Annotated in this window: 19 protein-coding genes; 8 read left to right on the top strand and 11 right to left on the bottom strand. The window is 72.0% G+C overall.

Annotated elements, in window-relative coordinates; genetic code table 11:
* Positions 1 to 175 precede the first annotated feature (175 nt).
* Positions 176 to 655, bottom strand: coding sequence for a hypothetical protein (locus Q7L65_RS04785; protein WP_304719155.1), 480 nt, complete (start codon positions 653 to 655; stop codon positions 176 to 178).
* Between the two features lie 181 nt (positions 656 to 836).
* On the opposite strand from Q7L65_RS04785, the gene Q7L65_RS04790 reads away from it, so the two are divergent.
* The gene (locus tag Q7L65_RS04790; protein WP_304719156.1) at positions 837 to 2,936 is read left to right on the top strand and encodes an FG-GAP-like repeat-containing protein; all 2,100 of its coding nucleotides are present in this window, start codon (positions 837 to 839) and stop codon (positions 2,934 to 2,936) included.
* A 315-nt stretch (positions 2,937 to 3,251) separates the two neighbouring features.
* On the opposite strand, the gene Q7L65_RS04795 is transcribed toward Q7L65_RS04790, so the two are convergent.
* The 4 genes from Q7L65_RS04795 to Q7L65_RS04810 all read right to left on the bottom strand — a co-directional run bounded on the left by Q7L65_RS04795 (position 3,252) and on the right by Q7L65_RS04810 (position 11,429).
* On the bottom strand, positions 3,252 to 3,614 hold the full coding sequence (locus Q7L65_RS04795) for a type II toxin-antitoxin system PemK/MazF family toxin (protein ID WP_304719157.1): 363 nt from the start codon (positions 3,612 to 3,614) through the stop codon (positions 3,252 to 3,254).
* Complete coding sequence (locus tag Q7L65_RS04800) at positions 3,601 to 3,837, bottom strand: hypothetical protein (protein ID WP_304719158.1); 237 nt, start codon at positions 3,835 to 3,837, stop codon at positions 3,601 to 3,603. Before Q7L65_RS04800 ends, Q7L65_RS04795 begins: the two co-directional genes overlap by 14 nt.
* Positions 3,838 to 3,955: 118 nt before the next feature.
* Positions 3,956 to 10,189 (bottom strand): DUF2341 domain-containing protein, encoded by a 6,234-nt coding sequence (locus Q7L65_RS04805; RefSeq protein WP_304719159.1) that lies wholly within the window; start codon positions 10,187 to 10,189, stop codon positions 3,956 to 3,958.
* Positions 10,190 to 10,361: 172 nt separating this feature from the next.
* A complete protein-coding gene (locus Q7L65_RS04810; protein WP_304719160.1) occupies positions 10,362 to 11,429 on the bottom strand; it encodes an ABC transporter substrate-binding protein in 1,068 nt (355 codons plus the stop codon).
* Positions 11,430 to 11,493: 64 nt separating this feature from the next.
* Here Q7L65_RS04810 and Q7L65_RS04815 point away from each other — a divergent pair, with 64 nt between their 5' ends.
* Genes Q7L65_RS04815 through Q7L65_RS04825 form a run of 3 tightly spaced genes read left to right on the top strand, consistent with a single transcriptional unit; the run spans position 11,494 to position 14,499 of the window.
* Positions 11,494 to 12,531 (top strand): iron ABC transporter permease, encoded by a 1,038-nt coding sequence (locus Q7L65_RS04815; protein ID WP_304719161.1) that lies wholly within the window; start codon positions 11,494 to 11,496, stop codon positions 12,529 to 12,531.
* Between the two features lie 37 nt (positions 12,532 to 12,568).
* On the top strand, positions 12,569 to 13,654 hold the full coding sequence (locus tag Q7L65_RS04820) for an iron chelate uptake ABC transporter family permease subunit (RefSeq protein WP_304719162.1): 1,086 nt from the start codon (positions 12,569 to 12,571) through the stop codon (positions 13,652 to 13,654).
* Positions 13,651 to 14,499, top strand: coding sequence for an ABC transporter ATP-binding protein (locus Q7L65_RS04825; RefSeq protein WP_304719163.1), 849 nt, complete (start codon positions 13,651 to 13,653; stop codon positions 14,497 to 14,499). The genes Q7L65_RS04820 and Q7L65_RS04825 overlap by 4 nt, the downstream gene beginning before the upstream one ends.
* Before the next feature lie 24 nt (positions 14,500 to 14,523).
* Here the strand turns inward: Q7L65_RS04825 and Q7L65_RS04830 are convergent, their stop codons facing one another.
* Positions 14,524 to 15,084, bottom strand: coding sequence for a helix-turn-helix domain-containing protein (locus Q7L65_RS04830; protein WP_304719164.1), 561 nt, complete (start codon positions 15,082 to 15,084; stop codon positions 14,524 to 14,526).
* Between the two features lie 48 nt (positions 15,085 to 15,132).
* On the opposite strand from Q7L65_RS04830, the gene Q7L65_RS04835 reads away from it, so the two are divergent.
* Complete coding sequence (locus Q7L65_RS04835; protein WP_304719165.1) at positions 15,133 to 16,071, top strand: class I SAM-dependent methyltransferase; 939 nt, start codon at positions 15,133 to 15,135, stop codon at positions 16,069 to 16,071.
* On the opposite strand, the gene Q7L65_RS04840 is transcribed toward Q7L65_RS04835, so the two are convergent.
* Complete coding sequence (locus Q7L65_RS04840) at positions 16,007 to 16,297, bottom strand: MMPL family transporter (RefSeq protein ID WP_304719166.1); 291 nt, start codon at positions 16,295 to 16,297, stop codon at positions 16,007 to 16,009. The genes Q7L65_RS04835 and Q7L65_RS04840 overlap by 65 nt on opposite strands.
* Before the next feature lie 304 nt (positions 16,298 to 16,601).
* On the opposite strand from Q7L65_RS04840, the gene Q7L65_RS04845 reads away from it, so the two are divergent.
* Positions 16,602 to 17,279: a GAP family protein gene (locus tag Q7L65_RS04845; protein WP_304719167.1), complete on the top strand. Its 678-nt coding sequence runs from the start codon at positions 16,602 to 16,604 to the stop codon at positions 17,277 to 17,279.
* Positions 17,280 to 17,285: 6 nt separating this feature from the next.
* Here the strand turns inward: Q7L65_RS04845 and rph are convergent, their stop codons facing one another.
* Positions 17,286 to 19,919 carry a rifamycin-inactivating phosphotransferase gene (gene rph / locus Q7L65_RS04850; RefSeq protein WP_304719168.1) on the bottom strand — a complete coding sequence of 878 codons (2,634 nt, stop codon included), beginning with the start codon at positions 19,917 to 19,919 and terminating at the stop codon, positions 17,286 to 17,288.
* Positions 19,909 to 21,243, bottom strand: coding sequence for an MFS transporter (locus Q7L65_RS04855; RefSeq protein WP_304719169.1), 1,335 nt, complete (start codon positions 21,241 to 21,243; stop codon positions 19,909 to 19,911). The genes rph and Q7L65_RS04855 overlap by 11 nt, the downstream gene beginning before the upstream one ends.
* Positions 21,244 to 21,354: 111 nt before the next feature.
* Between Q7L65_RS04855 and Q7L65_RS04860 the strand changes: the two genes are divergently transcribed.
* A complete protein-coding gene (locus Q7L65_RS04860; RefSeq protein WP_304719170.1) occupies positions 21,355 to 22,296 on the top strand; it encodes a LysR family transcriptional regulator in 942 nt (313 codons plus the stop codon).
* 32 nt (positions 22,297 to 22,328) lie between these two features.
* On the opposite strand, the gene Q7L65_RS04865 is transcribed toward Q7L65_RS04860, so the two are convergent.
* Together Q7L65_RS04865 and Q7L65_RS04870 are read right to left on the bottom strand one after the other, a co-directional pair.
* Entirely contained in the window at positions 22,329 to 22,463 is a 135-nt protein-coding gene (locus Q7L65_RS04865; protein WP_304719171.1) for a hypothetical protein, read from the bottom strand.
* Positions 22,464 to 22,477: 14 nt separating this feature from the next.
* Positions 22,478 to 23,014, bottom strand: coding sequence for a TetR/AcrR family transcriptional regulator (locus Q7L65_RS04870; RefSeq protein WP_304719172.1), 537 nt, complete (start codon positions 23,012 to 23,014; stop codon positions 22,478 to 22,480).
* 78 nt (positions 23,015 to 23,092) lie between these two features.
* On the opposite strand from Q7L65_RS04870, the gene Q7L65_RS04875 reads away from it, so the two are divergent.
* Complete coding sequence (locus Q7L65_RS04875) at positions 23,093 to 24,142, top strand: aldo/keto reductase (RefSeq protein WP_304719173.1); 1,050 nt, start codon at positions 23,093 to 23,095, stop codon at positions 24,140 to 24,142.
* The last annotated feature ends 2 nt before the right edge of the window (positions 24,143 to 24,144 follow it).

The raw sequence follows: 24,144 nt of genomic DNA on the forward strand, positions 1-24,144 counted from the left end.
GCAGGCCGCCCCGCCGCCCAACGCACCACCCTCTACACCACCCGCCACCACTACAACATCGGCAACCTGCCGACACCACAGGCCGCCACGGCCGCCTGAGCGCTGGCGCAACCGCTAGTCGCGGCTGCACCGCCTCCGCAGGAGCGGCCGACGTGATGAGCTGGCGTCGATGAGCTCACGTCCGTGGCTGACCGTCCAGGACGACGACGGCGTCGCCCATCTCGTGCTCGACCGGCCGCCGGTCAACCAGTTCTCCGGCCCGTTCCTGCAGGCGCTGCTCGACGCCGTCACCGCGCTCGATCGAGACACGCGCGCGCTCGTGGTGAGCAGCGCGGTCGACGCCGGGCGGGACCTGCTCGCTGTCCAGCTCGCCCGTCACGCGCATGACTACGCGCTCCAGCGCGGGCGGCGCCAGGTCGCGCAGGCGCGGCAGCAGCTCGGCGTCGCAGACGAGGATCCGCTCGCCGGGCTCGGCGAGGATGTGCTCCAGCAGCGGGCCGCGGTAGGCCGGGTGGACCGGGACCTCGATCGCGCCGCTGCGCGCGGCCGCCCGGCCGCCGCCTGCGCGTCTCGCAGCGCGAACGTCACCGTGCCATCGAACCACCCGCGCCCGGCCGCAGGACTGGCGGATGCGCCAGCCGGCGGCCGCGGGCATCGTGCGCCAGCCGGCCGACCCGCGCCGCAGGCTGGCCGCGGCGGCGGTCAGCGCCAGCCGGGGACCCAGGTCCCGCCGCGCGGGGACCGGGGTCCATAGCCGGGGCGCGCGCGCGTTCGTACGCTGGTCTGCCGAGAAGGGCGTCGCCGTCAGGCCGGCGTCACATCGACGACGCGAGGTGATGGCTGTGACGGCATGGACGACCCGCGCGCGCCTTGGCGCGGCGCTCGCGCTGCTGGCTGCCCTCGTGCTCGCACCGGCAGTCCCGGCGGGCGCGATCACGTTCACGAGAAGCAGCGTCGCGCTGCCCGGCTCGGGTCTCGGCAGCGAGATCGGGCTCGGCGTCGGCGACTTCGACGAGGACGGCGACGCCGACGTCGCCGTCTCGCTGCAGTCGGGCGACCTGTCGATCCTGCTGCGCGACGCGGCGACGGGCGACTACGCCCCGGCGCCCGGGAGCCCGCGCGCGCTCGGCAGCAGCTACGCCGGCCCGCTGAAGGTCGCCGACGTCAACGGCGACGGCCACGCCGACCTGCTCGCGCTGCAGGCCAGAGAGGGCGGCTCGGACGTCGCCGTCCTGTTCGGCGACGGCGACGGCGGCTTCGGTCCGGCGAACCTGGTGACCGTGCCGGGGAACCCCGGCAGCATGTCGCTCGGCGACGTCACCGGCGACGGGATCCTCGACCTCGTCGTGCCGACCGCGCTGCCGGCCGGGACGCGGCTCGTCGTCCAGCCCGGCGTCGGCGACGGCACGTTCGGCGCCCCGCTCAGCCTCGACGTCGCGCTCGACGGCACCGACCCGAGCGCGATCGCGCTCGCCGACTTCGACCGCGACGGCGACCTCGACGCGGCCGTCGCGCACGTCTTCGTCGTGAACGGGCTCGTGACGGTCCTGCGCAACGACGGCGCCGGCGGCTTCACGAGCGTCGCGGGCAGCCCCTACGACATCGGCTCCGGCACGCTCGCGCTCAGCGCCGGCGACCTCGACGGCGACGGCACGCTCGACCTCGCCGCACCGGTGATCCCGGCGAGCAGAGACAACAAGACCAACACGGTCGGCGTCCTGCTCGGCAACGGCGACGGCACGTTCCGCGTCGGCCCGACCGACTCGTTCGTGACCCCGCCCGACCTCAACCCGGCGACCGCCTTCTCGCTTGCGCTCGGCGACCTCGACGGCGACGGCCGCCTCGACGCGGCCCTGCCGATCAACGAGGGCATCTGGCCGCTGTTCGGCGACGGCGCGGGCCGCTTCGCGCCGACGGCAAGCGCGCCGATCAGAGCGGGCGCGGGCATGAACGCGGGCGCGATCGCCGACCTCGACGGCGACGGCCGCCTCGACGTCCTCGCCACCAACGTCTCGTTCCCGTCGCGGCTGTTCGTGCTGATCAACGACAGCGAACCGCAGCTCGACGTCGCACCCACGCTCGACGTCGGCTCCAGCCAGGTCGGCGCCGCCCCCGCGAGCGCGACCGTGACGATCTCCAACCCGGGCGACCATGGCTTGCGGATCAGCTCGCTGACCGTCACCGGCACCGACGCCGGCGACTTCAGCGCCGCAGGCTGTGTCGACCGTCCGATCCCCGCCGGCCAGAGCTGCGTCGCCACGGTCGCATTCGCTCCGCTCGTCGCCGGCCCCCGCGCAGCAACCCTCACGATCGTCTCCGACGCCCCCGCGGCGCCGCTGAAGACGATCGCGCTGACGGGGACCGCGACGCCCGCGCCGGATGGCGGTGGCGGCGACGGCGGTGGCGGCGACCCCGGTGGTGGGGGCGGAGGCGGCGCCGGCGGTGGTGGTGACACCGGCGGCGGAGCAGGTGGCGGCGGGGGCGCGGCTGGTGGCGGTGACACCGGCGGTGGCGGAACTGGCGGCAGCGGCGGAACCGGTGGCGGCGGGGCGGGTGGCGACGGGGCAGGCGGCGCGGGCGGCGGCAGAGCCGGCGGCTCGACCGCTCGCGGCGCGGCCCTCGCGCTGTCCGCCCGCCCCGCCCGCGTCTCGCTCGCCCCCGGCAAGCGGCTGCGGCTGACCGTTACGCTGCGCAACAGAGGCAAGGTCCCTGCCACCCGCGTCACGCTCTGCGCCCGCACGAGCGCAAGAGCGCTCACGGCCAGCCGCTGTGCCAAGCTCGGCACCGTCGCCGCAGGGCGCACGCTCCGTCGGACGATCACGCTCAGACTCGCGAAGAACGCCCGCCGCGGCCGCACCTACACGCTCACGCTGACCGCGAAGGCGAACGAACAGAGACCGGCGCTGAGACGGATCGTCGTCAGAACCCGCCGCTGACGCGAACGCTGCCGCGCGAACACGTCAGCTGAGCGTGTCGATTTCGGCACGGCCCGAGGCGAAGCGGCCGCCGCGATGAGTTCCGTCCCGTCCCCGGTCGATGGGGACATGACAGCCAACAGAACGCCCGCCACGCGCGTTGCAATGACTTCGCCTGCGCGCCCGCGGCGTCGACGTCGACGACGCCCCGCTGCGCGAGAGCGAGATGATGTGGTGGAGCGGCGCCCCGCTCGCCGGCGTCCCGACGCAGTTCCGCCTGCGCGACCCCGACGGCAACTCGCTCCTGATCGTCGCCGCTCCGCCGCAGACCGCTGGCTAACGTCTGATCTCGGCGATGCCGAGGATCAGCGCCAGGGCCCGTTCGACCTCGCGGAGCGTCCCCGGCTCCAGCGTGCCGATCGGCCGCAGCAGCCGCGAGCGGGAGACCGCGCGAACGCCTCGGCAGATCGCCGCGCTGTCACCGTCGATGCCCTCCTGCGGCGAGACCCTCGGACGCAACAGCGACGGTGCGCGCGAACTCGAGACCGGGACGACGACGAACAGCTCATGCTCAGCGCCGGCGACGATGTCGTCGACCGAGATCACGATCGCCGGGCGGTTCTTGCCCGGCTCCCCCTTGCGCGCGGCACCAAGCGAGACGAGCCAGATCTCCCCCCGATGCGGCTCAGTCGACGCCATCACCGAGCGCCGCGGCCCACGCGCGCTCGTCATCCTGCGCGCCCCGATCCACAGCATCCGCGCGGGCGGCCTCACGCTCGGAGCGGAAGACCGCCTCACGAGCAACGTCGCGCGCCAGCTCCTCGAGCATCGCCGACAGCGACATCCCTCGCTCGTGCGCCTGCGCAGCAAGCAGATCGCGCGTCTGACGGGTCACCCGGATCGTCGCAGTCTCAGCAGCCATAGCCAAAGGCTAGCGCCATGGCATGGCGCCAACAAGCTCTGGGCAGGAACGACTCGCGCGAGCAGCTCGTGCGCGGTGCTGGGGGAAGCTCCCTCCAGCAGCGCGCACGAGCCGGCTGCTACTTCGTGGCGGCCTTCCCCTTCGCGGCGTCGCGCCTGCGCGCGGACGCCTTGACGGCCGCCGCGACCTTGCCAGCCGCGACCGTCACCGTGATCGAGCGGAATCCCTTGCGCGAGCCGGTCACCTTCACCGTCAGCCTCTTGCCGCGGTACTTGGCGGCGACCTTGTAGCTCGGCTTCGTCGCCCCCCTGATCTTCTTGCCGCCGGCGTACCACTGGTAGCGCAGCGTCGTGTGCGCCGGCCACTTGCCCTTGGCGACCTTCACCTCGAGCGTCGTCCCGACGCGCTTGGAGCCCGACACGACGAACCGCGACGGACGCGTCAGCGGCTTCATCGCCGCCTCTCTCGACCCACTGGCGAGCGGCGTGCCGGCCGGCGGCGCGGACGGCCCGCTCGGGTCGCCGCCGGAGGGCGGCGTCGGCCCCGCCGGCGCCGGCGCGCTGGCGATCGACATGCTCTGCGACGTCGCGATCGCCGGCGCGTAGCCGTCGGCCTCGGCCGTCAGCTGGACGCTCAGCCAGTGGCCGGCCGCCGAAGCGGGCAGCGTGTAGGACGCCGCCGTGGCGCCCGCGATCGGCTGGCCGTCGAGCAGCCACTGGTAGCCGGTCGTGCGAGCGTCGTGCGACCACGTTCCGGCGGTCGCGCCGATCGTCTCGCCGACCTGGAACGTGCCCCGCATCGTCGGATCGGTGCTCGCCAGCAGCGTGCCGGCGGCGACCTTCTGCTCGTCGGACGTCGCGCTGCCGTCCGCGTAGCCGGTCGCGTGCACGGAGACCGCGACGCTCAGCCGGTGGCCGTTGCCGGCCGCCGCGATCGTGTACGTCGCCGCGGTCGCACCGCTCACCGCCTGGCCGTCGAGCAGCCACTGGTAGGTGACGCTCTCCGGGTTGGGGGACCATGCACCCGCGACTGCGGAGACCTGCTCGCCGACCTTGACCGGTCCGCTGATCGTCGGCGAGCCGGCGGCGAAGTCGCCCTTCGCGACCGTGACGGCGGCGGAGTCGACGTCGAGGTCGCCATAGCCGGCCTTGTGATGCGTCACGCGCACCCGCAGCGCGGCATTCGCGTCGCTGGGCTTGACCGCGTACGTCGGCTGGGTCTGCCCCGCGATCGGCTGGCCGCCGAGCAGCCACTGGTAGCTCGGGTGGCCATCGTCGGCCGGGTCGCTGGAGCCGGGCTCGGCGGTGACGGTCTTGCCGACCTTCGCGGTGCCGCCGACGGTCGGGGCGTTGCCCGCGCCGAGCGTGCCGGCTCTGATCGCGACGCCGGCCGAGGTCGTCTGCAGCCCGCCGTAGACGCCGTCGATCGCGATCCGGACGCTCAGCGCCTTGCCGACCTGGTCGGCGGGGATCGCGTAGGTCGCCGACGTCGCGCCCTGGATCGCGCTGCCGTCGAGCAGCCACTGGTAGCGGACGTCGCCGGCGGCCGGCTGCGGGTCCCACCCGTCGAGCTGCGCGGAGACCGTGCGGCCGACTCTCGCATCGCCGTCGACCGACAGCTCGCCGGGCGTGAAGTCGCCGTCGACGACGGTCACGGCGGCGGACTGCGCGTCGGCGTCCGCGTAGTCGGCCTTCGTCGCGTGCACCGACACGGTGATCGCTCTGCCGACCATGCCGGCGGTCAGTCTCAGCGTCGCGTCGGTCTGGCCGTCGATCGCGGTGCCGTCGGCGTTCCAGCGGTACGTGTACGCGTCCGCCTGCGGCGAGAAGCCGGAGGTGTCGGCGGACAGCGTCTGGCCCTGCTTCGGCGTGCCGGTGATCTGCACGACGGTGCTGTCGAACGCCGCCGCCGGCGTCAGCTGGTACAGCGGCGAGGTCGTGACCGCGCCGTCGTCGTCGGTCGCCGTGACGTACCAGGCGAACGGCTCGCCGATTCTCAGCAGCGACGGCGGGACCGCGACGGTCGCGGGCGCGCCGGAGGCGACGTCGTGGGCCTCCCCGATCGTGTCCGAGCCGAGCGCGCTGACCGCGACGTAGTCGGTCGAGAGGGAACGGTCGGGCGCGGTTACATTCATCGGGATCGTGAAGTTCGCCTGCGACTCGTTGCCCATGTAGTTGTTGCCGAGCGCGGCGTTGGTGACCGAGAACTCTCGCTTGGTGATCGTCTGGTTCGCGGTGTCGAAGTCGACGGTCGCCATCCAGCCGTTGCCCTGGTTGGGCTGGCTCTGCGGGTCGTAGAGGATCTCGTCCAGGACGCGCCCGTTGCCGAGGTCCTTCGTCTGCCGGTGCTCGCTGGGCCAGACGTGGCCGCTGAAGACCGCGATCACGTTTCTGTTCGGCGCCGCGATCTGGTTGTAGATGCGCTGGCCGATGCCGACGCCGGCGAGCGGCTGCTCGGTGACGTAGGAGCCGTTCTGCTCGGTGTACTCGTGCGTCGCCAGGATCACGTTGGCGTTCGGATGCGACCGGATCACCTGGTTGGCCCACGTGATCTCGTCCGGCGTCAGGTACAGGTCGAGGTAGACGAACAGGTAGTCGGCCTTCGGCGTCGAGAGCACGTCGTAGTGCTGCGCGTTGTCGAACTGGCTGCCGCCGTACCACGGGTTCGCGGCATAGCGATCGGCGCCGAAGTAGCTCTGGTAGGTGGCGTAGGCGGGCAGCTGCGAGTTCTGCGCGTCCGACGGCCCGCAGCCGTTGCTGCTCGTGTAGTTGCAGACGGTCAGGTCGTGGTTGCCCTCGACGATCCCGTACGGGAAGCCGGCGTCGTCCCAGCGCTGCATCGCCGGCGAGGCGTTCGTCCACTGGAAGCCCTGGCCGGCGGCGTTGACGATGTCGCCGGTGAGGAAGCCGTATCTGATCTGGTCGGCCGCAGCCGCGGCGTCGTTGTGGTCCAGCACCCACTGCGTCTCGGCGTCGAACGTTCTCGGGTTCGACTCGGAGTAGAACTGGGTGTCGGTCACCCATGCCGTCTTGAGCGTGTCGCTGCTGTTGCCGAAGGCGCTGACCGGCGCGTCCTGCACGAGCAGCTGCGCCTTGCCGTCGGTGACGGTGTCAGCGACGGTCGCGTCGCCCGACAGGGTCATTCTGTCGCCGTCGCCGGTGGCGGAGTCGAGCAGCTGCCAGGCGCGCGTGGTCTTGTTCCAGACCGACAGCGCAGCGCGCTCGCCGGCCGGCACGCTGCCGCTCCACTTCGGCGTGAACCTGCTGGAGCCGAGGCTGGCCGGCACCTTCACGTCGAAGCGCTGGAACGGGTAGGCGTCGGTGCTGCCGGTGACGAGGCTCGAGCCGTCGTCGCGGGCGTCGATGCCGCTCGCGTCGACGACGGCGTCGCCGCCGTCGCGGCCGGGCTGGGCGTTCGCCGAGCTGCCCTGCGCGACGCCGTCGATCCCGCCGTCTGCAGCGTCGGCGACGTAGCCGCGCTTGAACGCGAGGTCGAAGCTGCCGCCGAGCGCGCTGGTCGCCGTGATGCCGAGCGTGGTGTGGGCGGGATCGAGGCCCTTGGCGCCGTCGGCCGGGGTGACGCCGCTGAAGCTCGCCTCCGCGCCCGTCGAGAAGCCGATCTCTCTGCTGGTCGAGTTGTCGAGCCGGTCGGCGGCGGTCACGACGAGCGTGTGCGCACCCGGCGTGAGGTCGTCGGAGCCGATCGTGTCGCCGTCGGCGTAGGAGGCGCCGTCGATCTTCAGCGTCGTCGAGGCGACGCCGGACGGGTCGGACGTCGCGACGTCCAGTCTGAACGACTGGTGCACGCCGAACTTCTGACCGTCGTGCGGCGTGTTGAAGACGATCTGCGGCGCGGTCGCGTCGCTGGTGAAGTCGATCGTGCGGGTCGTCGTGTTGCCCTCGCCGGCGCCCGTGGCGGTCACGGTGAGGTGGTGGTCGCCGTCGGAGAGGCCGGAGATCGGCGCGCTGAACGCGCCGCTGACCGAGCCGAGCGAGACCTCGTCGCCCGCGTCGAGCTTGTAGGTCACGGTCGCGGGCTGGTCGACGGTGCCCGTCAGCGTCATCGCCGAGCCGACGGTGGCGCTCGCGCCCGGCGCCGTCACCGACAGCAGCACGTTGCCGTTCTGCGTCTGCGAGGTGGCGGCCGGCGTCGCCAGCTGGTTGCTCTGGGCGAGGTACTCGGCCTTGATCCAGTCGGCCGAGCGGACCGTGTCGGAGATGCGCATCTCGTCGTAGGTGAACGGCGTGAAGGTGCTGCTGCCGGCGTTGGCCGTGTAGGTGCCGAGCAGGAAGTGGATCAGGTCCGCGTGGTTGACCGTCGCGGTGGTCGCGGCGCTCTCGGCGAGCGTGCCGTCGACGTAGAGGCGCAGCGCGGCGCCGTCGTAGGTCTGCGTGAACGTGTGCCAGCCGGCGGTCACGGCCGAGTCGGCGTCGGCCTGCGACGTCGAGACGGTGCCGCTGCCGTTGTAGAGGGAGGCGTAGGCGTGACCTCTGTAGATCAGCATCGAGAACTGCTCGCCCGGATGCGCGCCGCTGTACTGGTCGCGCCCGCCGATCTGGTGGTATGTGCTGTCGGTGACCATCGCCGAGGTGACGTTGACGGTCGCCGAGTAGGTGTAGTGCTCCAGGTCGGCGCCGATCGCCGCGCCGAAGTCGATCGCGCCGTCGGTGCCGTTCAGCGTGAAGCCGTAGGTTCTCGACCCGGTCTCCTGCTGGTACTGGCCGGCCCCGGTCGCGGCGGTGCCTCTCCAGCCGTTCTGGGTCGAGTCGTCGAGCGTGCCCTCGTCGCTGGCGAAGTGGTTGACCGTCGCGTAGCCGGCCTCCCACACGTCGGTCGCGTCGGTCGTGTTCAGCGGCGTGCCGTCGTAGTAGAGGTTCAGCGTCTTGGCCGTGCTGTCCAGCGACGGGAACTTGACCCACGCCGTGCTGGCGCCGTGCGTGTTCCAGCGCTCGATCTCGTACGGCAGCGGCGTGTCGTCGCCCTCGGCCAGGAAGACGAGGTGGTCGGGGGCCGCGGCGCCGTAGTCGAAGTTGCTCGTGTCGAACTGGACGAGCACCGGGAAGTTCGTCACCGCGCCGCCGACGCCGGGCGCCTGCACGGCGACCTGGAGGCGCCGTTCGGCCGACGGGACCTGCCAGTCGGAGGGACCGCCGCTCGGCGTCGTCGGATCCGTCGGGTCCGTCGGATCCGTCGTGGTCACGTCGTCCTGCGTCTGCCAGTGCGCGGCGGTGACGAGCTGGTCGGTCTGGGCGAGCTGGTCGGCCGCGATCCAGTCCGCGCTGCGGACCTCGTCGGAGAGGCGGAACTCGTCGTAGGTGAAGGCGGTGTTGGTGGTCGTGCCGGTGTCGACGTTTCTCGTGTACGCGCCGAGCAGGAAGTGCGCCAGCGGGTCGCCCGTCGGCAGCGCGGGCACGCCCGTCAGCGTCTCCGCGAGCGCGCCGTCGACGAACAGCCGCAGCGTTCTCGCGGTGCTGTCGTAGGAGACCGTGAACGTGTGCCAGCCGGCGGTGATCGCCGACGCGGCATCGGTGTTCGGGGTGTTTCTCGCCGGGTACTGCGATGCGTAGACGTGCCCTCTGTAGATCAACATCGAGAACTGCTCGCCCGGATGCGCGCCGCTGTACTGGTCGCGGCCGCCGACGAGGTGGTACTTGGTGTCGGCGAGCATCGCGTCGGTCACGTCGACGGTCGTCGAGAACGTGTAGTCGGAGACCGTCGCGCCGATCGACGTGCCGAAGTCGACGTCGCCGTCGGTCCCGTTCAGCGCGACGGCGAGACCGCCGACCTGGCCGACCTGGCCGGGCCCGGTGGTCGCCGCGTCTGAGCCCTCGAGCGTGCCGTCGAAGCCGTTGGAGGTGGAGTCTCTCTGCGTGGTCGAGGCGGCGTCGAAGTGGTTGACCGCGACGTAGTGACCGTCCCAGACGCCGGCGGCCGACGTCGCGTTCTGCGGCGCGCCGTCGCCGAAGTAGACGTCGAGGTTCGCAGCCGCGGCGCTCAGCGCGGGCAGCTTCACCCAGACCGTGCTGGTGCCGTTGGGGTCCCACTGCTCGACTTCGTACGGCAGCGCCGTCGCGTCGTCGCCCGCGGTGAAGGAGAGATGCTGCGGATCGGCGTGCGTGTAGTCGAACGTGTCCGGCTTCAGCAGCACCTTGACCGGGAAGGCGGCGAGCGTGCTCGTCACCGACGACGGTGCCTGCACGACCATCTGCATGCGCTCCGGCGCGCTCGCAACCAGCCATCCTGGAGGTGCGCTCGACGATCCGAGCGCGACGGCGCCTGCGGCTCCGAGGATGGCGACCAACGCTGCCGCGGCCGCGGCAGCGATGATCCGGGCGAGCCGGGATGCACGCATGAAGAGGTCCTTCTCAAGGGGAAGAGGCGGGGCTGCCTCGCACGCCGACACAGGAGGAATGCGGCGTGAGGTCTCTCATTTCACCCCCGCCCCCATACATCGTTGTGATGGAGCTGTGAAGTAACGGTGACGGCCGATTCACAGACCGGACCCGCGGCTGTCGCGAGCGGGCTCACCCAGCGGCGCCGACCATCCTGCGCGGCGATCTGCCGGCGACGGCGTCTGCGAGCTGCGGCGTGAGGTGCTCCAGCACGTACTCCAGCGCCAGCGGCGTGTCGAAGTACATCGCGCCGGCGAGCGTCCCGTCGGTGAAGACCGCTCTGCTGTCCGCCACCGCTCTGAGCGTCTCGAACGTCGGCACCTTCTCCAGCGCGGCGATGTCGGACGCTCTCTCGGTCGCGAACACCATCACGTCGGCGTCGAGCACGTCGATGCGCTCCTCGGAGACGCCGACCTGCTCGCCGCGTCTCTGGATCAGCGGCGTCAGTCTCGGGTTGATCGTGAAGCCGAGCATCGTCAGGAAGTCGGTGCTGAGCCCGTCGGGGTAGGCGTAGATCATCCCGTCGTAGAAGCCGTTCTGGCTGAACGTGACGGTCTTGCCGGCGAACTGCGGATGCGCTCTGGCGGCGCTCGCGTAGTCGGCTCTGACCTGCTCGATCAGCGCGCGGCCCTCCGCGGGCTTGCCGAGCGCGGCCGCGACCAGCTCGACCTGCTGGTACCACGGCGAGAAGTACTCGGTGCTGCCTCTGCCGGAGGCGACCGTCGGCGCGAGCTTGGAGAGCTTCTCGTAGTCGTCGCGCTTGAGCCCGGCGTTGACGCCGATGATCAGATCGGGTCGCAGCGCGGCGATCCGCTCGTACTCGATCCCGTCGGCGTTGGAGAGGACCTCCGGTCTGGCGTCGCCGAGCGCCGCTCTCGCCCACGGCCAGACGGCGTAGGGCTGTTCGCCGTACCACTCGGTCGTCGCGATCGGCGTGTGGCCGAGCGCGAGCACGGTGTCCTGCTCGGTCAGGCCGACCGTCACGATCCGTCTCGGCGCTGACGGGACGGTCGTGGTGCCGAACTTGTGCTCGACGGTGGCGGGGAACGCGCCGGCTGCGGCGTCGGCCGTCGTGCTGCCGGCCGTCGTGCCGGCGGGGGTGTCAGAGGACGAGGATCCTTCGTCCGAACCGCAGGCGGCGAGCGCTAGGGTCGCGACAAGCGCGACGACGACGAGCAATAAGGGACGCTTGACGGACATCATTAGGCTACCCTAACAAACGTGCTCGAGTGCAACGAACTCGTCCGCGTGCCCTGACTGTCCCGTGAGCCTCGCCGTTCCCGTCACATCCCAATCGCGCGCAGGTCGCAGCCGCGCGGTCGCCGGCTTGGGGCTCGCTGTCAGCGTCGCGCTGCTCGCCGTCGCCGCCGCGCTCAGCCTCGCGGTCGGCGCGAGATCGATCCCGCTCGCCGACGTCGTCGACGCGCTGCTGCACGGCGGCAGCTCGGCGGAGGCGGAGATCGTGCGCGACATCCGCGTGCCGCGCACGCTGCTCGGGATCGCGGTCGGCGCGTCGATCGGCGTCGCAGGCGCGCTGATGCAGGCGCTGACGCGCAACCCGCTCGCCGATCCGGGCCTGCTCGGCGTCAACGCCGGCGCGTCCGCCGCGGTCGTGATCGCGCTCTCGCTCGGGCTCTCCGGCGCCACCGGCTCGATCTGGTTCGCGTTCGCCGGCGCGGCGCTGGCGTCGATCGCCGTCTATGCGATCGGCGGCGCCGGGCGCGGCGGCGCGACGCCGGTGCGCCTGGCGCTCGCCGGCACCGCGCTGACGGCGGCGCTGACGGCGCTGATCTACGGCATCGCGCTCGGCGACGCGAGACTGCTGCAGCAATACAACTTCTGGTCGGTCGGGTCGCTGAGCGGACGCGGTCGTGTGCCGCTCGACACGATCCTGCCGTTCCTAGTGGCCGGTGCGGCGCTCGCGATGGTGCTGGCGCGTCCGCTCAACGCGCTCGCGCTGGGCGAGGACTCGGCGCGCGCGCTCGGCGCCCGTGTCGGGCGCACGCGAATCGGCGGCGCGGTCTCGATCACGCTGCTGTGCGGCGCGGCGACCGCGGCCGCCGGGCCGATGTACTTCCTCGGCCTCACCGTCCCGCACGCGGGCCGCGCGATCTGCGGTCCCGACCAGCGCTGGGTGCTGGCCTACTCGGCGGTGCTCGGCGCGGCGCTGATGCTCGTCGCGGACGTGATCGGCCGCGTGCTCGTGCGGCCGGCCGAACTGCCCGTCGGCGTGATGGTCGCCGTGATCGGCGCCCCGGTCTTCATCGCGCTGGTGCGGCGCAAGCGGATCGCGGCGCTGTGACGACGCTCGCGCGCACCTGCAAGCCGATCGCGGCGCCGTGACGGCGCTCGCGCGCAATCGAACGCGCTCGCACCCCCGCACGCGCCCCGCCCCACGCGTCGTGCGGATCGGCGACGCCGTCTCGCTGCGGACGCGCCGCCGGCCGCTCGTCGTCGGCGCTCTGCTGACGGTCGCGCTCGCGGCGCTGATGGTCGTCGCGATCGGCACCGGCGACTTCCCGATCGGCCCGCGCGGCGTGATCGCCGCGCTGACAGGCGGCAGCGACGCCGGCACGACCTTCATCGTGCGCGACCTGCGCCTGCCGCGCGCGCTCACCGGCCTGCTCGTCGGCGTCGCGCTCGCGATCTCCGGCGCGATCTTCCAGTCGCTGACGCGCAACCCGCTCGGCTCGCCGGACCTGATCGGCTTCCAGGACGGCGCGTCCGTCGGCGCGCTCGTCGTGATCACGATCCTCGCGGGGTCGGGCGCCGCGGTCGCGCTCGGGGCGCTGGCGGGCGGCGCCTTCACGGCGCTGCTCGTCTACGGCCTCGCGTTCGGCCGCCGCGGCACGTCCGGCTACCGCCTGATCCTGATCGGCATCGCGATCAGCTTCCTGATGGTCGCGGTGATCGACTTCCTGCTGTCGCGCGCCCGCATCGAGGAGGCGCTGGAGGCGACGCGCTGGCTGCTGGGCTCGCTCAACGGCCGCGACTGGGACGACGTCGTGCCGCTGGCGATCGGGCTCGCCGTCCTGCTGCCGCTGACGGTGCCCGGCGGCCGCGTCCTGCGTGTCCTGGAGCTGGGCGACGACACCGCGCACGCGCTCGGCGTGCGCGTCGAGCGGGCGCGGCTGGCGCTCGTCGCGCTCGGCGTCGGGCTGGTCGCGCTCTGCACCGTCGCGGCGGGCCCGATCGGCTTCGTCGCGCTGACGGCGCCGCAGATCGCGCGGCGGCTGACGCGCACCGCCTCGCCGCCGCTGGTCTGCTCGGCGCTGACCGGCGCGCTGATCGTGCTCGCGGCCGACGTCGCGGCGCAGCGGCTGGTGCCGGGGACGGCGCTGCCCGTCGGCGTGATGACAGGCGCGTTCGGCGGCTGCTACCTCGCCTGGCTGCTGACGATCGAATGGAAGCGAGGACGCGCATGAGCGACGAGGCGCCGCTGCAGACGCGCGCGGTCACGCTGGCCTACGACGGCAACGTCGTCGCCAGCGACCTGACCGTCGCGATCCCGGCCGGCGGCTTCACCGCGATCGTCGGGCCCAACGCCTGCGGCAAGTCGACGCTGCTGCGCGCGCTCGTGCGGATGCTGAAGCCGCGCGCCGGGTCGGTGCTGCTGGACGGCGGCGAGATCTCGTCGCTGCCGACCAAGCAGGTCGCGCGCCGCGTCGGGCTGCTGCCGCAGTCCTCGACCGCGCCGGACGGGATCACCGTCGAGGAGCTGGTCGCGCGCGGCCGCCACCCGTACCAGCGGCTGCTGCGGCAGTGGTCGCGCGAGGATGAGCAGGCGGTCCGCGACGCGCTGCGCCAGACGGCGGTCGAGGATCTCGCGCAGCGGCTCGTCGACGAGCTGTCCGGCGGCCAGCGCCAGCGCGTCTGGCTTGCGATGGCGTTGGCGCAGTCGACCCCGCTGCTGCTGCTCGACGAGCCGACGACCTTCCTCGACGTCGCGCACCAGATGGAGGTGCTCGACCTCTGCGCGCAGCTGCACCGGGACGGCCGCACGCTCGTCGCCGTGCTGCACGACCTCAATCACGCCTGCCGCTACGCGACGCACCTGATCGCGATGCGCGACGGCGCCGTCGTCGCCGAGGGCGACCCGGCCGAGATCGTCACGGCCGAACTGGTGTCGGAGGTCTTCGGACTCGACTGCCTCGTCGTCCCCTGCCCCGCCAGCGGCGCGCCGATGATCGTCCCCGCGGCGCGGCCGCAGGAGGCGGCGCGACGACAGGCGCCGGCGCGCGCGCCGGCGCCGCTCAGGCGCTCTTCCTAGGACGCCGCCTGGACGAGCCGCCGCTCAGCCGTGCAGGTGGGCGCGCTCGCCGTGGTGGTCGAGGATCGACAGGATCTCGGCCGGGCCGCCGTGGCCGCTCATGCTGTGCGGGGTCATCGTGTCGAAGCTCGCGGCGTTGCCCGCGGTCACGAGCAGCTCGCGTCTGCCGAGCTGCAGGCGCACGGTGCCGTCGAGCACGTAGAACCAGTCGCGGCCGGGATGCACGCGCGCCTCGGGAAGCCGCTCGTGGGCCGGGATGCGCATCTTCGCCACGACGCGCCCGGACGGATCGTCGGGGCGGGTGAGCAGCCAGAACGTCGATCCGCCCGCCTCGTCGCGGCGCGGGCGGATCACGACGTCGTCCTCCTCCTCGGCGACCAGCTCTTCGACGGTCGTGCCGAGCGCGCGGGCGAGCGTCACGAGATGGTCGACCGCGATCCGTCGCTGGCCGCTCTCCAGCCGGCTGAGCGTCGACGGCCCGATGTGCGCGCGACGCCCCAGTTCGTCGAGTGACCAGCCGCGCGCCTTGCGGAGCGTCCGCAGGCGGCGGCGCGCGACGTCCTCCAGCGAGACTTCTTGCGTCATTGGCAAGATCCTATGCCATCTGCGCAGGCTGCGACTAGCGTGGTCTCCATGCCACATCACCGTCCCGACCACAGCGCGCACACGGCCCACCACGCGGGCGCGTTCGACAGCGACCGCATCGCCGACGCCCTCACGCTGGAGGGCACCCTCGCGGCCGGCGTGACCGACCAGGCGATCGCCCAGTGCGCCGAGCTGTTCGACGCGGGCGACGCCGAGGTCTGCCGCATCCTCGACCTCGGCTGCGGGCCGGGCGTCGCGACGGTCGCGCTCGCCGCGGCGTTCCCGTCCGCCGCCGTCGTCGCGGTCGACGGCTCCCGCGCGATGCTCGCCCGCGCCGAGGCCCGTGCCTCACGGCACGGCGCGTCCGCGCGCGTGGAGACCCGCGAACTGGACCTCGACGGCGACTTGGGGGCGCTCGGCACCTTCGACCTCGCCTGGGCGGGGATGGCGATCCACCACGCCGCCGACGAGGTCGCCGCACTCAGGAGCGTCCGCGCGCTGCTGCGTCCCCACGGCCTCGTCTGCCTGCTCGAACGCGCGGACCCGATCGTCGTGCGATTGGCCGACGACCTCGGCCGCCCAGGCATCTGGGACCGCGTCCGAGCCGCCCAGTCCGACTGGTTCGAGCGCGCGCGCCCGACGCTGCCGGGCGCGCTGAACGCCGACCGCTACCCCGGCATCCTCAACGCCGCAGGCTTCGACGTCGTCGTCTCCCAGACCTTGGCGGACACCATGACGGCGCCGGACGACGCCGCGACGCGCACGTTCCTCACGAACCAACTGCAGCGAGCGACGCGCAACCTCGCCGACTTCCTCGCCGCAGCCGACCTCACAGCGCTGCAGGCGTGCGTCGAACCGGCATCGCCGCCGCACGCCGGGGACCGCTGGGCCGGCGCCACGGTCACGACGAGCCGCAAGCTGTTCATCGCGCGACAACAGGACGATCACCGGACGACCATGACGGTTCGCCAGCACGGAACGGTCTGACGCGAAGGAGCTTCGCCGCGGTGTCGGGCAGATACCAGTTCCATCTCCCGAACAGCGAGACGGCGGCCGGCACGAGCAGCGCCCGGACGATCGTGGCATCGAGCAGGATCCCGGCCGCCAGACCGGTCGCGAGGATCTTGACGTCGACCTGCGGCCCGACCGCGAGCGCGGCGAAGGCGAAGACCTCGTAGTCCATCGACAGGCCGTAGAGGAACGCGAACACCATGAAGGGGACCCAGGCCGCGATCGAGCCCGTCGCGGCGATCCCCGCGCGAGCAGCAGGAAGGTCAGCAGCGCGATCGCGCCGAGCAGCAGCGGGAACGACCCGTAGAGCGCGTCGCCGCCGCGGCGCCAGTCCGGCCCCTCCGGCGCGACCACGCCGTGCACGTCGCCGACCCCGGCCTGCGCGGCGCGGACCCGGCCGAGCACCGCGCTTCTAGGGCGCTGGCGGCGACCGCCGCAGCGCACCTCGACACGCGCGTGCGGCGTGCATCGCTTGAACGTAGCGCCGCGCGTGGCATCGTGAGAGGATGCGCGTCGTGCTGAACGGGACGATCGGCGATCTGCTCCCTTCGGCGCTCGCGGTCGCGTTGAGCCCGATCCCGATCGTGGCCATCGTGGGCGTGCTCGGCGGCCAGCACGCCCGCACGGCGGGACCGGCGTTCGCGGCAGGCTGGATCGCGGGACTGGTGACGGTCAGCACCGCCGTCGTGCTGCTCGTCGCGGGCACCACCGATCCCGGCGGAGACGACGCTGGCCTCGACTGGTGGAAGATCGCGATCGGGATCCTGTTCCTCGCGATGGCCGCAAAGCAGTGGACCAAGCGCCCAAGGCGCGATGCGACGCCGGAGGAGCCGAGCTGGATGGCGACGCTCGACCGCGCGGGCCCCGGGCGCGCAGCGGTGCTCGGCGCCGCCCTCGCGGCAGCGAACCCCAAGAACCTCGCGCTGACGCTCACCGCGGCGGCATCGATCGCCGAGGCGGGACTCGATACGACCGGGACCGCACTGGCGCTCGCCGTCTACGTCGTGATCGGCTCGACGACCGTCGCCGGCTCGGTCGCCTTCCACCTCGCAGCCGGTGAGCGCGCCGCCCGTCCGCTTGCCGAGATCAAGCAGTTCATGGCCGACAACAACGCCGTGATCATGACGGTCGTGCTGCTGCTGCTCGGCGCGAAGCTGCTCGGCGACGGTCTCGCCGGCCTCTGACTCGCCCTAGTCCAGGATCTCGACGTACCCGTCCGTTCCGTGCACGCGGATGCGCTGGCCGTCCTGGATCAGCCTGGTGGCATGCTCCACCCCGACGACGGCCGGGAGGCCGTACTCGCGTGCGACGACCGCGCCGTGCGTCATCAGGCCGCCCGCCTCCGTCACCAAACCTTCGATCGCCACGAACAGCGGGGACCAGCTGGGGTCCGTGTAGGCGGTGACGAGGATGTCGCCGGGTTCCAGCTCGGCCTGCGCCATGTCGAGGATGACACGGGCCCGGCCCTCGATCGTCCCGCTGGAGACCGGCAGGCCGATCAGCGCGCCGGCCGGCGCGTCGTCGCGCCGGTATGCGCCGGCGACGACCTCACCGTCCGAGGTGATCACCCGCGGCGGCGTGAGCGCCTGATGGGACCGGAACGCCTCCTTGCGCCGGCCGATCAACTGGTAGTCGACGCGTCCTCCGCGCACGGCGTCGTGGAACTCCTGGAGCGTGAGGTGGAAGACGTCTTCGACGTCACGCAGCACCCCGGCTTGCGCGAGCCGCGCGGCCTCGTCCAGCAGCGCCCGCTTGTAGATGAAGTAGCGGCTGACGATGAAGTACTTCGGATACTCCCGGTACCCGATGAAGGTCCGGACGCGATCGATCATCCGCTTCGTCGCGTCGGCCTTCGCCGCGCCGTCCGGGAGCGCCCGCAGGCGCTCCAGCAGCTCCCGCTCCTTCTCCAGCGCCTCCCGCCGCCCCTGCTCGAAGCGCCGCTCGCCGTCACCAGGCTCGGAGTTCCTGACGTTGCCGAGGATCAGCGGCAGGAGCGTGGTCGGGCGTTCGCTCCAACGCGGCCGCGTGATGTCGATCTCGCCGACGCAGCGCATGCCGTACCTGTCGAGGAAGGCCGCGATCGCAGCGCGCGCTCGGGACCCGCCCGCGAGCGCGGGAAGCTCGTCGACGAAGCCGTCGTCCTCGGCAGTCTGCAGAAACGCCACCACCTCCGGATAGGGGCGGATCGCGTCCGCGACGTCCAGCAGCGCCAGCCCCATCTCCGAGGTGACGTTGTCGGGGACGGACTGCGTCAGCGTGTCAGCCACGTTCTTCTCGCCCAGCCACTCCTGCAGCCTCTCGTTGAGCCACCCCGTGGCGTCCATCGCACCCATGAACACCTGGTGGCTGCGCGGATCGAAGAGAATCCGCTTCAGCTCCTGGACGTCCGCCAGGACGAAGTCGAGCAGCGCCGCTCCGGACTTCGACCGTATCTCGCGCGCGAGGGCGGCGTTCGAGACCTCGCAGCCCTCGATCAGCTCGGTGACGATCGCCGGGTCGGTCTCGATCGGACCCGGCGCGTCGCGCGGCGGCGCGCCAGCGGCACCTGCGGGCCCCGCCGGCCCCGCGTCCGGCGCCAACGGGACGAAGTCGTCGCGCTCGAGGACGGTCCGCAGCGCGTCTCCCATCAGCGGATCGGCCGTCTCCATAGTCTCGAGGATGCCTGCGCGCGCCGCCGCCGAGGTCAGCCGCGGCGCGACGTCGACGAACAGCCGCCCGCCGGCCTCGTACATCCGCGGGAAGGCCGTCAGCTGCCAGAGCGAGAGCCCGAGCGGCTTCATCGGGTCGGTCATCATCTGCTGGTGGCCGACGGAGAGGTAGACGTGGTTCGCGTCGTCGCCCGCGTCGGGGATCGGGAACAGCGTCGTGATCGGCCGGCTCTGGACGATCTGGAAGCCGTCGCCGACCAGGCACCACTCGATGTCCTGCGGACGGCCGAAGTGCGCCTCGATCCGCCGGCCCAGCTGCGCGAGCCGCACGACCTCCGCGTCCGTCAGCGCCGGCTGCCGCCGCTGCGCCGGACCGATCAGCTGCTCCTGCGTGCCGCCGCCCGGCAGCGGGTACACCGCGAGCTGCTTGTCGCCGACCGCCCTGTCGACGATCTCCCCGTCGCGCACCTTGTACGCGTCGGCATTGACGAGACCTGAGACGAGCGCCTCGCCGAGGCCGAAGCTCGCCTCGACGCAGGAGACCTTGCGGTTGGACGTGCCCGGGTCGGCCGTGAAGAGGATGCCGGAGGCGTGCGGGAAGGCCATCTGCTGCACGACCACCGCCATCTGCACCTCGCGGTGGTCGAAGCCGTTGCGCAGGCGATAGGTGACGGCCCGCGCGGTGAACAGCGAGGCCCAGCAGCGGCTGACGTGCTGGAGGATCGCCGCCGGCCCGATCACGTTCAGGTACGTGTCCTGCTGGCCCGCGAACGATGCCGTCGGCAGGTCCTCCGCCGTCGCGCTCGAGCGAATCGCGTATGCGGCGTGCTCCCCGAGCCGCGCGAGCGCGGCGCCGATCGCCGCCGTCACGTCGTCGGGAATCGCGACCCATTCGATGATCCGACGGATCTCCGCGCTGAGCGTGCCGATCGCCTCGCGGTCGTCCGGGTCCAGGCGCGACAGCCGGTCGAGCCGATCGCCGATCGACGGCGCGTCCGCCACGATCCGCCGGAACGCGTCCGTCGTCACGCAGAAGCCGGCCGGCACGCGGACGCCCTCGATCCGCGACAGCGTCCCCAGGTGCGCGCCCTTGCCGCCGACGACCGCCGCCTGCGTCTCGTCGATCGCTTGAAAGTCCAGCACGGCGACCGTCGCCGTCTGCTCCTCAGTGCCCATCACGTCGCTCCTCTGTCGCATTGCGACGAGCGAGTATGAGGCACACCGGGGGGCTTGAAACAAGCCCCCCTGGCAGCGATACTTTGGATGTGGCGGGGGTCGTGGAGGCCCCGCGACGCGGCAGCAGCAGCGGGCTGGCGAGCATCAGCAGCCCCGCAATCGCGATCGCCGCCCGGGGGCTGGTGAGCCCGGCGAGCAGGCCGCCGAGCGCGGTGAAGAGCGCGATCGACGCCTGTTGACCGATCGACCAGGCCGACAGCGTGCGGGCGACGCGGTGCTGCGGAGTGTGCTGCAGCCGGTAGGTCGCGAGCACCGGGTTGTACAGGCTCATGCTGACGACGATCGCCAGCTCGACGGCCATCACGATCGCGAGGCCGACCACGCCGGGACGCGCGAACGCGAGCCCGACCAGCCAGACGGCGCGCAGCGTGCCGACGACCCGGAAGACCCACTGCTGGCCGTGGCGGGCCACGACCCGGCGGGCCAGCCGTGAGCCGATCAGCCCGCCGAGGCAGGGCGCGGCGAAGGCGAGCCCGTACTGCCAGGGCGGAAACCCGAGTTCGCGCAGCAGCAGCACGGCCAGCAGCGGCTCGGTGGCCATGATCAGACCGGCGACGAGCATGTTGTTGAGGTAGAGCGCCCGCAGGCGGGGGTGGGTCAGGATGTGCCGCCAGCCGTCGAGCAGCTCGCCGGCCCGCACGCGGCCCGTCGCGGACCTCGGCGGGGCTTCTTCGCGGCCGCGGATCGCGGCGATGCCCAGCGCCGAGAGCAGGTAGCTGAGCGCGTCGGCGACGACGCTGGTGACCGGCCCGAACAGGCCGATCGCCGCCCCGCCCAGCGGCGGCCCGACCGCGAGCGAGCTCCAGTTCGTCGACTCGAAGCGGGCGTTGGCCACCAGCAGGTCGTCGGACGGCACCAGCGTCTTGAGGTAGGCGCCGCCGGCGGCGTTGAACGCGATCTTGGACGCGGCGACGATTGCCGAGACGACGAGCAGCTGGACGAGGCTCAGCCGGCCGAAGGCGTACGCGAACGGGATCGTCGCCACCGCCGCGAAGCGCGCCAGGTCCATCGCGATCATCACCGGCCGCTTGCGGCGGAACTCCACCCACGGCGCGAGCCGCAGCGCGATCAGCGCGCCCACAGCCGGCCCGACCGCGGCCAGCGCGGACACCTCGGCCGGGCTGGCGCGCAGCACCAGAACGGCGATCAACGGCAGCGCGCCGAGCGCCAGCCCAGAGCCGTAGGCGCTGACCGCATAGGCCGCCCACAGCCAGCCGAACTGCCTCTCCAGCGATGGTCTCGCCACCGAACCCCGATCTCTCATCGCACAACGTTTCTTTGATCGCATGGGATCAAATCAACGCCGTCACAGGGGATCAAACAACCGCTTCGATCACACGACACAACGTCGCGTTGTGCAGATAGAGTCGTAACCGTGGATCTCGACGTAGTGCACACCTTTGTCGTGGCCGCGGACGCCGGCCAGTTCCAGAAGGCCGCCGCCGTGTTGTCGATCACCCAGCAGGCCGTCTCCAAGCGCATCTCGATGTTGGAGAAGGAGCTGGACGTGCGCCTCTTCACCCGCACGGCGCGCGGCGCCCAGCTCACGATCGACGGGCAGGCGTTCCTCCCGCACGCCCGCGAGCTGGTGCGGGTGCAACGGCGGGCCGCGGACTCCGTGCGACCGGGCCGGCGCGCGCTGCGCATCGACGTCATGAGCTACCGCACCGCCCCCGCCGCCGTGGTGCGCGGGTTCCACCAGGCGTACCCCGAGATCGAACTCGACCTCGTGACGATCGTCGACAGCGCGCCGGCGGCGATCGCCGCGATCGAAGCCGGGACGATCGACGCCTCGTTCCGGGCCGTTGGCTCCCCCGTGTCGAGACTGCCACCGGGGATCGCGGCGATGCCGGCGGTCGACGACGCGCACCAGTTGCTCGTCGGTCCCGCCCATCCGCTCGCCTCCGCCCGCTCGGTCACCCTCGTCGAGCTGGTCGGCCAGCGAATCTGGATGCCCGGCATGCTCCCGGGCAGCGAGTGGGACCTCTACTACTACGACCTCGCCGACGCGTTCGGGCTCACGATCGAGCGGGTCGGGCCGCACTTCGGAACCGAGCACGTGCTCGACGTGCTCGCCGAGTCCGAGACGCTCGGGAACCTCGCCGGGGAGCACACGAAGTACCTCTGGCCCGACCGCTACGACCTCCGCCGCATCCCGATCCAAGACCCCACGCCCGTCTACCCGATGTCACTGATCTGGCGCCACGACAACCCGCACCCCGCGCTCGCCAGGCTTCGCGATCACCTCGCCACCAGACGAACCGGCGTGTCCGACAGCGACGTCTGGATTCCGAGCTGGGGACGCCGCAAGGCCTGACACGGCGCGATGCGCACCCACGCGCCGCGCGCTCAGGCGAAGGCCGCGCGCAGACGCTGCTCGATCAAGCTGGCGATGCCGTCACGGTCCTGGTCGCGGAGCGGTGCTCCGCGCGTCAGGACCACGGTGATCATCCCGACGGCCCGGCCCTCCTGCACCACGATCATCTCCGCCGGGAGCTCTAGCGCTGCGTACGCAGCCCGTCGAGGATGAAGCTCAGCATCCGCTGTGAGCGTTCCGCCTCGCCCTCTGGCGCGCGCCAGAGGGCGCCCGTGAGCAGGAGCACGTCGGCGGCGTCGGTGTCGTCGCGGATGCTCCCGTCTCGTTGACCCGCTTCGAGCATCTGGGTGATCGCGGCGATGACGGGCCCGTAGCTCTGCTCGGTGACCGACTGACGGGCGCCGGGGCTGAGGGCGTCGCCGAGACCGTGCTTCACCCGCATCGAGCGCACCAGCTCCGTGATCCAGCTGCGGAGCGCGTCCAGCGGGGTCTTCGTCGCGAGCAGCTCCGGCACGGAGCCGACCAGCAGCTCGATATCGCGTCGATAGACGGCGAGGACGAGCGCCTCGCGCGTCGGGAAGTGCCGATAGAGCGTGCCGGGGCCCACGTTGGCCCGTCGAGCGATCTGGTTGAGCGACGTGTCGCCGGATTCTTCGAAGGCCCGGCGAGCGACTTCGAGGATGCGGTCGCGGTTTTCGCGTGCATCTGAGCGGACCATCACAACTTCCCTCCTAAGTGGAGAGTTCTCCGCTATGTTGATTCGGAGACCTCTCCACTTACGATACAGGAGCACCCCATGCGCTACGTCAAGCTCGGCGGCACCGGCCTCGACATCTCCCCGATCGCGATCGGCGCGATGACCTACGGCGACCCGAGACGCGGCCATCCGGTCTGGTCACTGGACGAGGCAGCCAGCCGCCCGCTGATCAAGCACGCGATCGAGGCCGGGATCAACTTCTTCGACACCGCGAACCTCTACTCGTACGGATCGAGCGAGGAGATCCTCGGCCGCGCGCTGAGGGACTTCGCCAACCGCGACGACGTCGTGATCGCGACCAAGCTGCGTCACCCGATGCGGCAGGCGCCGAACGGCAGGGGGCTTTCGCGCAAGGCGATCATGAGCGAGGTCGAGCACAGCCTGAAGCGGCTCGGGACCGACTACATCGACCTCTACCAGATCCATCGCAACGACCAGTCGACCCCGCTGGAGGAGACGCTCGAGGCGCTGCACGACCTCGTCAAGGCCGGCAAGGTCCGCTACCTGGGCGCGTCCTCGATGCACGCCTGGGAGTTCGCCAAGGCGCTGCACCTGCAGCGCGAGCACGGCTGGGCGCGCTTCGTCTCGATGCAGGATCACTACAACCTGCTGGCACGCGAGGAGGAGCGCGAGATGATCCCGCTCTGCCTGGACGCGGGCGTGGGGACGATCGTCTGGAGCCCGCTCGCGCGCGGCCGCCTGGCCCGCGCCTGGGACGAGGCGAAGTCGAGCGCACGCGCGGAGACCGACGGCGGCTACGCGGACCTGCTCTACACGGGAGCCACCGTCGACAGCGACCACGCGATCATCGACGCGGTCGGCGAGATCGCCGCGGCGCGTGGTGTGCCGCGCGCACAGATCGCGCTCGCCTGGCTGCACGGCAAGCCGGTCGTCGACGCGCCGCTGGTCGGCGCCAACAAGACGTCGCAGATCGACGACGCCGTCGCCTCCCTCGAGATCGAGCTGACGCTCGAAGAACTCGCGCAGCTCGAGCGACCGTACACGCCCCGGTCCGACTTCCAGGGCGTCTCGGACGACGCCGAGCTGCAGAAGATCATCGCGCAGATCCCCGGCTACGCCAACGCGTAGCC

This window comes from Conexibacter sp. CPCC 206217 (genome assembly GCF_030646165.1).
GTDB lineage: Bacteria > Actinomycetota > Thermoleophilia > Solirubrobacterales > Solirubrobacteraceae > Conexibacter.